General features: G+C 61.0%; 17 protein-coding genes. All 17 read right to left on the bottom strand.

Annotation, left to right across the window (positions count from 1 at the left end; genetic code table 11):
• Positions 1-47: 47 nt before the first annotated feature.
• Entirely contained in the window at positions 48-326 is a 279-nt protein-coding gene (locus tag ASC93_RS31210; protein ID WP_157202152.1) for a hypothetical protein, read from the bottom strand.
• A 40-nt stretch (positions 327-366) separates the two neighbouring features.
• Entirely contained in the window at positions 367-654 is a 288-nt protein-coding gene (locus tag ASC93_RS27840) for a hypothetical protein (protein ID WP_056450384.1), read from the bottom strand.
• An 18-nt stretch (positions 655-672) separates the two neighbouring features.
• Complete coding sequence (locus ASC93_RS27835) at positions 673-918, bottom strand: hypothetical protein (RefSeq protein ID WP_056450382.1); 246 nt, start codon at positions 916-918, stop codon at positions 673-675.
• A 127-nt stretch (positions 919-1045) separates the two neighbouring features.
• Positions 1046-1345 carry a hypothetical protein gene (locus ASC93_RS27830; protein WP_200958416.1) on the bottom strand — a complete coding sequence of 100 codons (300 nt, stop codon included), beginning with the start codon at positions 1343-1345 and terminating at the stop codon, positions 1046-1048.
• A gap of 10 nt (positions 1346-1355) precedes the next feature.
• Positions 1356-1538 carry a hypothetical protein gene (locus tag ASC93_RS27825; RefSeq protein ID WP_056450379.1) on the bottom strand — a complete coding sequence of 61 codons (183 nt, stop codon included), beginning with the start codon at positions 1536-1538 and terminating at the stop codon, positions 1356-1358.
• 14 nt (positions 1539-1552) lie between these two features.
• Positions 1553-2086, bottom strand: a complete 534-nt coding sequence (locus ASC93_RS31205; RefSeq protein ID WP_157202151.1) for a hypothetical protein — start codon at positions 2084-2086, stop codon at positions 1553-1555.
• Positions 2087-2472: 386 nt separating this feature from the next.
• Positions 2473-3132 carry a hypothetical protein gene (locus ASC93_RS27815; protein ID WP_056450375.1) on the bottom strand — a complete coding sequence of 220 codons (660 nt, stop codon included), beginning with the start codon at positions 3130-3132 and terminating at the stop codon, positions 2473-2475.
• Positions 3133-3406: 274 nt separating this feature from the next.
• Complete coding sequence (locus ASC93_RS27810; RefSeq protein WP_056450373.1) at positions 3407-3622, bottom strand: hypothetical protein; 216 nt, start codon at positions 3620-3622, stop codon at positions 3407-3409.
• An 18-nt stretch (positions 3623-3640) separates the two neighbouring features.
• Positions 3641-3910: a hypothetical protein gene (locus ASC93_RS27805; protein WP_056450371.1), complete on the bottom strand. Its 270-nt coding sequence runs from the start codon at positions 3908-3910 to the stop codon at positions 3641-3643.
• Positions 3911-4101: 191 nt separating this feature from the next.
• On the bottom strand, positions 4102-4380 hold the full coding sequence (locus tag ASC93_RS32650) for a tyrosine-type recombinase/integrase (protein WP_307189036.1): 279 nt from the start codon (positions 4378-4380) through the stop codon (positions 4102-4104).
• A gap of 9 nt (positions 4381-4389) precedes the next feature.
• Positions 4390-4773, bottom strand: coding sequence for a site-specific integrase (locus ASC93_RS32645; protein ID WP_307189035.1), 384 nt, complete (start codon positions 4771-4773; stop codon positions 4390-4392).
• A gap of 210 nt (positions 4774-4983) precedes the next feature.
• Complete coding sequence (gene phoR, locus ASC93_RS27795) at positions 4984-6276, bottom strand: phosphate regulon sensor histidine kinase PhoR (RefSeq protein ID WP_056450369.1); 1293 nt, start codon at positions 6274-6276, stop codon at positions 4984-4986.
• A 15-nt stretch (positions 6277-6291) separates the two neighbouring features.
• A complete protein-coding gene (locus tag ASC93_RS27790) occupies positions 6292-6984 on the bottom strand; it encodes a response regulator (RefSeq protein ID WP_056450367.1) in 693 nt (230 codons plus the stop codon).
• A 3-nt stretch (positions 6985-6987) separates the two neighbouring features.
• Positions 6988-7698: a phosphate signaling complex protein PhoU gene (phoU, locus tag ASC93_RS27785; protein WP_056450365.1), complete on the bottom strand. Its 711-nt coding sequence runs from the start codon at positions 7696-7698 to the stop codon at positions 6988-6990.
• Positions 7699-7874: 176 nt separating this feature from the next.
• On the bottom strand, positions 7875-8678 hold the full coding sequence (gene pstB / locus ASC93_RS27780) for a phosphate ABC transporter ATP-binding protein PstB (RefSeq protein WP_200958417.1): 804 nt from the start codon (positions 8676-8678) through the stop codon (positions 7875-7877).
• A gap of 8 nt (positions 8679-8686) precedes the next feature.
• Complete coding sequence (gene pstA / locus ASC93_RS27775; protein WP_056450364.1) at positions 8687-9541, bottom strand: phosphate ABC transporter permease PstA; 855 nt, start codon at positions 9539-9541, stop codon at positions 8687-8689.
• A complete protein-coding gene (gene pstC, locus ASC93_RS27770) occupies positions 9541-10560 on the bottom strand; it encodes a phosphate ABC transporter permease subunit PstC (RefSeq protein ID WP_056450400.1) in 1020 nt (339 codons plus the stop codon). Before pstC ends, pstA begins: the two co-directional genes overlap by 1 nt.
• Positions 10561-10658 lie beyond the last annotated feature (98 nt).

Below are 10658 nucleotides of genomic sequence, written 5' to 3'. Positions count from 1 at the left end.
TTCTCCTAGTGGCGGCAGTGTCCTGCCAAATGACCGTTTACACAATATTATTTACACCCTCGATTCGGTGGGCTCGCCAATGCAGCACGTACGAAATCACCTAAGTTATTCAGTTCAGTTACTGTAGTGCGAAGCAGAACCTCGAACTGAAAGGCAACTGAATCTTTCAACAACGAACGGTTCTGTGAGAACCATTGCTCAGCGTCAGCTAGTCCAGTAAGCCTGTCGAAATTTAGGTAACCTTCGCGCAACTGTAATGCTACTTGGTCGATGACCATGTGTCTAAGCTGGTCCACGTGCTGTCTGAGTGAATCGTCAACGTTCATGTCATCTCCCAATGTGGATTTGCCGCTTTTTCCTTGGCGATCAGGTCGGCTGCGAGGTCGCAGGTACGGTATCGGACATCACACGCTCCAGGTGGTCGATCGCGTCGCGGACGACCCGATCCTTCCAGCCCTTGCCCCTGTACTCGGTGGCCCTCGCTCCCTCGCGCGGCTTGCCATAGCCAGTGCTGAATATCCGTCGCTCAAAGTCGACGGTCACGAAGCCGCCGCCAATTTCTCGTGGGCGCATGATGCAAACGCAGTGCCAGTCGGCCAGCCATTCGTGCTTCCAGCCCTCGCTCTGCTCGTGGTATTTCAATTCGTCAGCCATGCAGTTTTCCGGTCCAGTTCAATGGCGTCGGGTAAGCAGGAAGCCGTGGGCTACCATGGTGACGGCGGCTACCGCCGCGGGTCCCAGTACGAATGTCCAGATCCCTGCTTCCACCCAGGGCGGCAATAATAGATGTACCCCTGCCATGATGAGCAATGGTACGCCCAGGCCAACCACCGCGTGCGTGCGTTCGAAGAATCCGCCGAATCCTTCCAAGATGGCGAAGCAGTAGCCGAACGCCGCTTCCGTAAATTTCTCTAACATGACGCTTTCCTTACGCCGGCCTGGCACCGTGCCTAGCCCCTCAACGCTGCTGCCCGCTCGTGGCGGGCTTAAGTTGCTGCTGTGCTTTTCCTCGCTGACTTTCGCGCGCGAAAGTACGGTTTTTCCTTTAGTGCACGCGATGCAGCGTAAGCATCGGATTCGTCGCCGTGTTGCGGTCCACTAGCACGTATTTCATCGACGTTCCTTTCATCAGACCGTCTTTGTATGTGACCTCGACAGAGTCGCCTGCGGTCTTGTAATCGACGTGCTCGATGACGCCCATCGCCTCAGTCTCGCCAGGTCGGAAGGTGATCGTCATGGGCACGGGACCGTTGGCCGTCCAAGCGCCCTCAAGCGATCCAGGTGAGTCACTGCAACCTGCCAGCAACATTCCGATGGCGATCGATGCGACGAGATATTTCTTCATTGGTTGTCCTTTACCATATGCGCCAGAGGATCATGGCCAGCAACGTCACGATGATCCATGCGACCAGCTTCAGCCCTGCAATGCCGTACCGAAGATGAACCTCAATCTCCTGGATCGCGGCGATCGCAACAGCCGGATCACGTTTTTCAACTTCGAGCTGATGCGTCAGCTCATCAGGGTCGTTAAGCCGCACGATATTTCCGCTGCTTACTGGCGGGAGGCGCCGTGGAGACCTTTGAAATCCTCGGGGGTCAAAGGTTTCAGAATCAAGTGGTCGCGTACGCCGGCGGCCGCGCTCGTGTTCTTTTGCGGCGTCGCCTTGAAGTCTTGTGCTGTCAACGGTTTCAAAGTCTCGACAGCGCGAGGCTGCCGCAACTCGATAAACGTATTTGCGCGCCCTGCAGCCATGCACTCAGCACTTTTGAATCGTTGCTCCATGCTGAGGGCCTGGCAGCGCGCAAGCGCTGCATCGAGAGCAGCTCCGTCGAGCACAAGCTTCCGTATCGCCTCTGGATATTGCTGGAGATCGCTGGCCACGTTTGCTGCCCAGCACTCCAGTTGAGGGCCGGCGGAAGCAGCGGGCGCGGAAATCGGGCGCGTCTTGCATCGAGCGAGCGTTTCCTTGTACTGACTGTTTTGTACATATTTCGCCACTATTTCGGCATGAGGCATGTGGCGCGCTATGCCCGCTACGGCTGTTGTCGATAAAAAGAACGTCAATAAGATTGGGCTGTGCTTCACGTGTGTTTTCCTAGCGCTTGAGTAATCGAAAAAGGCTACCGCCCAAGGGCTCGAGAACGACACGCGGCGGACGGCCTTTGGGCCACTCGAGCAGCCCATGCTTGCCGAGCCAAATCTTGATGTATCCGTCAGGCCCATCCCTGAACTCTGGACAGTCCTTCCAAAAGCCAGGACTCAAGTTGAAATGGCAGAGTTGTCCGTCCATCTCGACGACAACTTGCTTCCACGACATGCTAAAGAAGCGTGTGCGATTGGCGGGACCTACTCGGATTCCCAGCTGCTTTTTACCTGTTCCTGCCCACACTGTAGCGTCCATGGTTTTCCTTGATCTTAATACGCTGCCGGGTCCAAATAACGGTGGGCCGCGCCATCGCTTGCTTGCGGCGCTAGGCATTTGATTGATCCGTGTCCTTGGTATCCGCGCTCAGCCGCTCGATGTCGAGAATATGGTGAAGCGCTCGATGGGCGCCAATTCGATGCAGCTTCAATTCCGTTACCTCGAGGTCGCCAGGCGAAATGAAGGACAGCCAGCTCCCATAATAAGTGACCAGCTGCCCCTCAACGAGAAGCACATTGTCGCGCTCGTCGAGTTTGAAATAGCGATAGCCATTCTCAGTTCTGATGACGACGATGTTGACACCGTGACTTTCATAGACACCAATGAATACCGCAATGTCCCATCTGCCCGTGCCGTATCGCTGCTCGAAATCGGCGCCGTCGTCTGCCCCTCTCCACTTCAAAATCAGATCGGCTTCGTCCTGCGTTCGAAGTCGTTCGGCTGTGAGCGTGACCACCTGCTCGCAGGTGCTATTCTGATACACGTGGGCCGTGCAAGGATGCTTCGGCCATGGTGGGCCGAGTTCGTCGAAGTAGACGCGACTACCAAACTGGTTCTGGTAGAAGAACACGGGGCTGCCGCAAACTGGACAATCCGCATTCGGCTGTACAAAGCGCGACGTTACGCCTTCGTGCGCGCGCGCCCGGCGAAGTTGCGCTTCGTCTTGTTGGGTGTGGAACGGGATATCCCATTCGCTGCGATCGACCATGTGACCTTCGACCCAGTGCACGTTACCGTGTACGCTCGAACGCCAAAAGCCCGCTCGCCAATATGTCGTCATTGTTGATCTGCCACCTATTGTGTGAAGGCTGAGGACAGCCTCATCCTTTCATAACACTTAGCCCCTGCGACATCGTCCATAGCAACTACGGCTCGGTCCAGCCTTCCTCTTCAAATCTTCCGTTGGGTTTCTCGAGCCCATCCGTCCGAGGTCAAGTGCTACTCAGTCCACTCATTACTAATTGCCATACTTTTCCTTGAACTTACGGCTCGTATCCAGAGGACGGTTCATTGTCGTCCGTGATTTTTTGAAATTCAGCAAGCGCATCGTCGTAAGATCCGAAGAAGTCGATCTCTTTGCCGTCCGGGTCGAGGATAGCGTAGCCAATGAGCACTTTTATCCCAGCCGCGTCCGTCTCCCAGACTTCGACCATAGTGAATCCGTTTTTTTCGAAGAGGGTTTTGCCGTAAGTTCGCATATCTTTTCCTCGGTGCGCCTACGCTGCGGGCGCCGTCGCAGTGAAGCCGTTACTTCCGCAGTCGATGGAGTAGCCCACCGACTTAATAAAGTCGTACGACATGCCCGTTTCCTGCGCGATGCCAGCCCAGGAATATACCTTCACTGGCTCCATTTGGTTCCTGAGCATTTCGTTGATCTTGCGTTCGAGTTCGGCTACGTCGCGGTTGTGGTCGGCGGCTTTTTGCATCTTGCGCGCGTCGCGACCACGGTACGTGTCTCGGGCAATACGGATGGGGTAAGAAACCATTTGTTTTCCTTAATCAAACGTGGCACACGCCGACATTCAACCCGTGGTTGCAAGCCTCTCGCAACATGAATTTCATATTTGCAATTTTATAATCGTGCTGTACGCAAGTCCATCGAAATTGGATAAAGATTGTCATAAAAACTGTAATGATAGCCATCGAGTTATGCTGCTCGTGTTTCGGATCCGTGCATTTAAAGAACCCCTGCGAACATCTCTTCGAGCCTTCTCGGCGACACCTGCAAATACGGACGGACATGATCTAGCTCGGCATGCCCGAGCAGCCGCTGGACTGTTTCCACGTCGGCGCCTTGCTGGATCAGCCTTGAGGCCATCGTGCGTCGGCCGCTATGCGACGAACCGCCCCGTATGCCCGCGTCCCGATACAGTTTTGTGACGTGAGACTGCAGGCTATCGCACGCCAGGTACTCGACGGGCTCGCCGGCCCAGCTCACGCGCCGCTTGGTGTTCAAGTGGAATTTCTAGCCCTTGTGCGTCAGGACCAGCTTGCTAGACGGTTCCAGGCCTCGATAGCGGCCGGGATCGTCGGTAGTGCGCAGCCGCCGCACTATCCGGCAGTCGAGGTATCGATCAAGCGCCTCAATGGCCTTAGCATGACTCAGGTAGATACAGCGCTGCCGGCATCCTTTCGTGATCGCTGCGCGCAGGCTGATTTCTTCGCGGAGGGCACCTGACGGGAACAGCACGTCCTGCACCTCGATCTGTGCGATTTCGGTCACGCGCATGCCAGCCGTCAGGCCCAGCAGCAGGACCAAGGAATCTCGCTCGGGATGTCTGCTGCTGGCCGACGTGACGCGGAGAAGGTGACGGATCTGCCCCGGCTGGAGTGACGTGGCTTGAGCCATATGAACCTCTGAATAGGATGGGTTGAGAACGGATTCAGAGGAAAATGCGCGACGGCGTCTTTTTTGAGTGTAACACGCTGCCCGGCTCGGTCCTCGGAAAAGTCCTAGCGCCCGATTTTTTCCGTTTTCTCTGTTCGCCCCTTCAGGCTCGCGGCCTTAAAACTGTCGTCCCCGCGCAGGCGGGGACCCAATTACTGCGTGCGCGACCAATTACCCCGGCAGCGACGTATTCGGCAGCGTGGCCGTGAACACGCTGCCCTTGCCCGGCACCGACCGGATCGCCAGCTTGCCGCCGTGGCGCAGCAGCACGTGCTTGACGATCGCCAGGCCGAGGCCCGTGCCCTGCGTCTCGCGCGAGCGGCTCTTGTCGACGCGGTAGAAGCGCTCGGTGAGGCGCGAGATGTGCTGCTCGTCGATGCCGATGCCGTTGTCGATCACTTCGAAGCGCAGGTCGTTCGGACCGCGCAGCCAGCGCAATTCGATCTTCCCGCCCTGCGGCGTGTAGCGCACCGCGTTGCTGGCCAGGTTGCCGAACGCGCTGCGCAGCTCTTCCGTGCTGCCCATCACGTCCGGGCCGTCGACGGCGAAGCCGATCTCGTGGCGGCCACCCGACAGCGCCCGCGCATCGACCGCCACCTGCTCGACCAGCGCCCTGACGTCGACCCGCTCGCGCTTCAACGGATAGTCGTCGGACTCCAGGCGCGACAGGGTCAGCATGTCTTCGATCAGGCGCTGCATGCGCTGGGCCTGTTCCGTCATCAGCGTCAAGTGCGCCGTGCGCGTCTTCTCGTCCAGGCCCGGGTCCGCGAGCGCGATCTCGAGGAAGCCGACGACCACCGTCAGCGGCGTGCGCAGCTCATGCGACGCGTTGGCGATGAAATCGCGGCGCATGGCTTCGATGCGCTCGGTCTCGGTGGCGTCGTGGGTGACGAGGATCTGGCGCCGGTTCTCGAACGGGATGATCTGCACGATCAGCTTGCGGCTGCGGATCGACAGCGTGAGCGGCTGTTCGTAGCGGCCGAGGATCAGGTAGTCGATGAATTCCGGGTGGCGGATCAGGTTCGTCACGCGCCGGCCCTTGTCGCGTTCCAGCGTGAGGCCGAGGTGGCGCTCGGCCGCCGGGTTGCACCATTCGAGGAACAGGACGTCGTCCATGATCGCCACGCCTTCCGGCAGCAGGTGCATGGCCTGGCGGAAGCGCGCGAGCCATTCCGTCAGCTCGTCGCGATTGCGTTCGTCGTCGCGGCGCAGGCGATACAAGCGCGCGAAGACGTCGGTCCAGGCGCCCCACCCGTCCGGCAGCTTCGTGCTTTGCGGGTCGTTCAGCCACTCCCCCAGCTTGTGCAGGTAGTTCAGCTGGGAGACCAGCAGGCCGAGGCTCATGAGCAGCGCGAGCGCCAGCCCGGAGACGGCCCCCAGCAGCCACCAGGCGATGCCGGCGACCGCCAGCATCAGGCCCAGGCGCAGCAGCGCCGGGACCCAGAACACGACTCGAGGATTCAAACGGACGACCTTTCCTTATTTTTCTTTTTCGGACAGCATGTAGCCGACGCTGCGCACGGTCTTGATCAGCTTTTCCGCTTCCTTCAGTGCCTTGCGCAGCCGCAGCACGTGGACGTCGACCGTGCGTTCCTCGACGGCGGCGGCATCGCCCCACACCTTGTCGAGCAGCTGGCTGCGCGAGAACACGCGCTCGCGGTGCGCCATCAGGAATTTCAGCAGCCGGTATTCGGCATTGCCCATGTCGAGCTGGCGGCCGTCCAGCGTGACGGTGCAGCTGGCCGGATCGAGCGTCACCGGGCCGGCGGTCAGCGGCGCCTCGGCCAGGTGCGGGCTCTTGCGGCGCAGCAGGGCTTTCGAGCGGGCCACCAGCTCGCGCGGGGAGAACGGCTTGGTGACGTAGTCGTCGGCGCCCGTGTTCAGGCCCGCGATCTTGTCCTCTTCCATGCTTTTCGCCGTCAGCATGATGACGGGGATGTCCTGGAAGTCGCGGTCGCCGCGCAGGCGCGACAACAGGCGCAGGCCGCTCTGGTCCGGCAGCATCCAGTCCAGCAGCAGCAGGTCGGGCCTGCCGTGCACGATCGAATCCCAGGCCGACGCCACGTTGGCGGCCGTGCGGATCTCCCAGCCCGTTTCGCGCAGGGAGTAACTCACCAGTTCGACGATCGCCGGTTCATCCTCGACGATCAGGACGCTCGTGTTGGCCGCCATCGATCACCCTTCGCCGTTGCCGGCGGCCGGCGCGCCGACGGGTTTGCTGTGGCGGATGTCGCGGCCCTCGACCACGTAGATCACGTATTCGGCGATGTTCTTGGCGTGGTCGCCGATGCGCTCGATGGCCTTGGCCACCCACAGCACGTCCAGCGCCGACGAGATCGTGCGCGGGTCTTCCATCATGAACGTGATGGTGCTGCGCAGGATGGTGCGGAACTCGTGGTCGATCACGTCGTCCTGGGCGATGATCTGCACGGCGGCGCGGCCGTCCAGGCGCGCGAACGCGTCGAGGGCGTCGTGCAGCATGTCGGCCGTGGCGCGCGAGATCGTGCGCACCGTCTCGTAGTGGTTGAAGCTGACCATGCCGCGCTCGTGCAGGCTCTTGGCCGTGCGCGCGATCTTGGTCGCCTCGTCGCCGATGCGCTCGAGGTCGGTGATCACCTTGATCGTCGCCATCACCGTGCGCAGGTCGTTGGCGGCCGGCTGGCGGCGCACGATCAGGTGGCTGGAGGCATCGTCCAGCTGCACTTCGAGCTGGTTGACGGCGTGGTCGTCCGCGATGACCTTGTCGGCCTGTTCCGTATTACCGACGCGAAAAGCATTCAGCGCCTCGTCGAACTGCGTTTCCACCATGCCGCCCATCAGCAGCACCTTGGAACGGATCGCCTCCAGCTCCTGGTCGTACTGCTTGGAAGAGTGCTCGCCTACCATATATATCTTTCCTATCGTCTATCGTTATCTTACTCTAGTAACGAACAGTGTTAGCGTATCGGGGGCTTTGCAACCGTAGCGAGCGGCGGCAGGGGTGGCCGAGAAGCGCAGCCGTACATCCGGTACGGCGAGCATCGCAGGCCGGCCCTGCAACGCGCAGTAGGTTGCCAAGCCCCCTATCCAAAGCGGCCGGTAATGTAGTCTTGCGTTTCCTTGCGTACGGGGTTCAGGAACAGCTGGTCGGTCTCGCCGAATTCCACCAGTTCGCCCAGGTACATATAGGCCGTGTAGTCCGAGCAGCGTGCGGCCTGCTGCATGTTGTGCGTGACGATGGCGATCGTGTAGTCGCCCTTGAGCTCGCTGATCAGCTCTTCGATCTTCGACGTCGAGATCGGGTCCAGGGCCGACGTCGGCTCGTCGAGCAGCAGCACGTCCGGCTTGACGGCGACGCCGCGCGCGATGCACAGGCGCTGCTGCTGGCCGCCGGACAGCGACAGGCCGCTCTTGTTCAGCTTGTCCTTCGCTTCCGTCCACAGCGCGGCCTTCTTGAGCGCCCATTCCACGCGCTCGTCCATCTCGCCCTTGGACAGGTTTTCGTACAGGCGCACGCCGAATGCGATGTTGTCGTAGATCGACATCGGGAACGGCGTCGGCTTCTGGAACACCATGCCGATCTTCGCGCGCAGCATGTTCACGTCGACGCCCGGCTCCAGGATATTGCGGCCGCGGTAAAGGATCGATCCCTCGGCCCGCTGGCCCGGGTACAGGTCGTACATGCGGTTCAGCGTGCGCAGCAGGGTCGACTTGCCGCAGCCCGACGGGCCGATGAACGCGGTGACCTGTTTGTCGTGCACGTCCAGGCTGACGTTCTTCAGGCTCTTCGTCTTGCCGTAATAAAAGTCCAGGCCGGAGATTTCGATCGTCTTGGTCTTGGGCTTGGACATGGTCGTCGTCGGAGTCGACAGGGTCTGGGTCATCATCGAAGTCATCATTGCGGGTTCTTTTGGCGGAACGCGGTCCGCGACAGGATATTCAGGAGCAGCACGCTGAAGGTCACCAGCAGCGCGGCGCCCCAGGCCAGGCTGCGCCAGTCTTCGTACGAGCTCATCGCGAACAGGTAGATCGCCACCGGCAGGTTGGCCATCGGCTGCTTCATGTCGAGGCTGAAGAACTGGTTGTTCAGCGCGGTGAACAGCAGCGGCGCCGTCTCGCCGGCGATGCGGGCCACGGCCAGCAGCACGCCCGTCACGACACCGGCCTTCACGGCGCGCAGGCGCACCGTCATCGACACCTTCCAGCGCGGCGCGCCCAGCGCGAACGCGGCTTCCAGCAGGCTGTTAGGCACGAGGTGCAGCATGTTGTCCGTCGTGCGCACGACGACGGGGATCGCGATCAGCGACAGCGCGATGGTGCCGGCATAGCCCGAGAAATGCTGGAAACGCGCCACGCACAGGGCGTACACGAACAGGCCGATCACGATCGACGGCGCCGACAGCATGATGTCCGTGACGAAGCGCGTGACGGCGGCGAATTTGTTGTTCTGGCCGTACTCGGCCAGGTAGATGCCGGCGAGGATGCCGATCGGGGTCGAGATCGCCGTGGACAGGCCCACCATCATCAGGCTGCCGACGATGGCGTTGCGCACACCGCCCGGGCTGCCGGGGGCCGGCGTGTCCATCGTGAACAGCGTGTGCGACAGTGCCCCGAAGCCATTGATCAGCAACGTGGACAGGATCCACAGCAAAAAGCCGAGGCCGATGGCCATCGCCAGCACGGACAGCGCGATGCCGATGCGGTGCCCCAGCAGGCGGCGGCGATAAACAGAATTCACGACGCCATCCATTACTTCACTCCTTCTTGGCGGGCCATACCCACGAGCATCAGTTTTGCGGCCGACAGCACGATGAACGTGATGGCGAACAGGATCAGGCCCAGCGCGAACAGCGAGGACACGTGCAGCGGCGAGCTGGCTTCGGCGAATTCATTGGCCAGCGTCGAGGAAATCGAGTTGCCCGGTGCGAACAGCGACAGTGCGATATCGTTCGCGTTGCCGATGACGAACGTGACGGCCATCGTCTCGCCGAGCGCGCGCCCCAGGCCCAGCATCACGCCGCCGACGACGCCGGCGCGGGTGTACGGCAGCACGATCTTGCGCACGACTTCCCATTTGGTGCAGCCGAGGCCGTATGCGGATTCCTTCAGCACGGCGGGGACGATCTCGAACACGTCGCGCATGACGGAGGCGATGAACGGGATGATCATGACGGCCAGGATCAGGCCGGCGGTCAGCAGGCCCAGGCCCATCGTCGGTCCCTGGAAAAACGGGCCGATGAACGGCAGCACGCCGAGCGTATGCTTGAGCAGCGGCTGGACGTAGTCGCCGAACAGGGGCGCGAACACGAACAGGCCCCACATGCCGTAGATGATCGACGGCACGCCGGCCAGCAGCTCGACGGCCATGCCCATCGGACGGCGCAGCCAGACCGGGCAGATCTCCGTCAGGAACAGGGCGATGCCGAAGCTGATCGGGAACGCGACGAGCAGCGCGATGACGGACGTGACCAGGGTGCCCGTGATGGCGATCAGCGCGCCGAACTTGTCGTTGACGGGATCCCACTCGTTCGTCACGAGGAAGGAGGCGCCGAAGGCGTGGAACGCGGGCGCCGCGCCGATCGCCAGGGAAACGATGATGCCCACCAGGACGACCAGTACGCTCAAGGCGAACAGCAAGGTCACCTTGTGGAAGATGAAGTCCTGGATGCGCTGCACGCGCATGGTATTGCGCAGTGCAACGTTGCGGGCGTCCTCCTGCAACGCGGCCTGGCCGGCCTCGTCGGCGGCGAGCGCGGGGTGTGCGTTCATGTTCTTGTCCAATTTATTACCCAAAAGCAATGCGCCGCTCCCACCCTTCCCGACCACTCGCCGGGAGGGTGGGAGCGACGCTACCCACGTTACGGGTT

This window comes from Massilia sp. Root335 (assembly GCF_001425685.1).
In the GTDB taxonomy this organism is placed as follows: Bacteria; Pseudomonadota; Gammaproteobacteria; order Burkholderiales; family Burkholderiaceae_D; genus Telluria; species Telluria luteola.
This window is presented reverse-complemented; position numbering and strand designations above follow the sequence as displayed.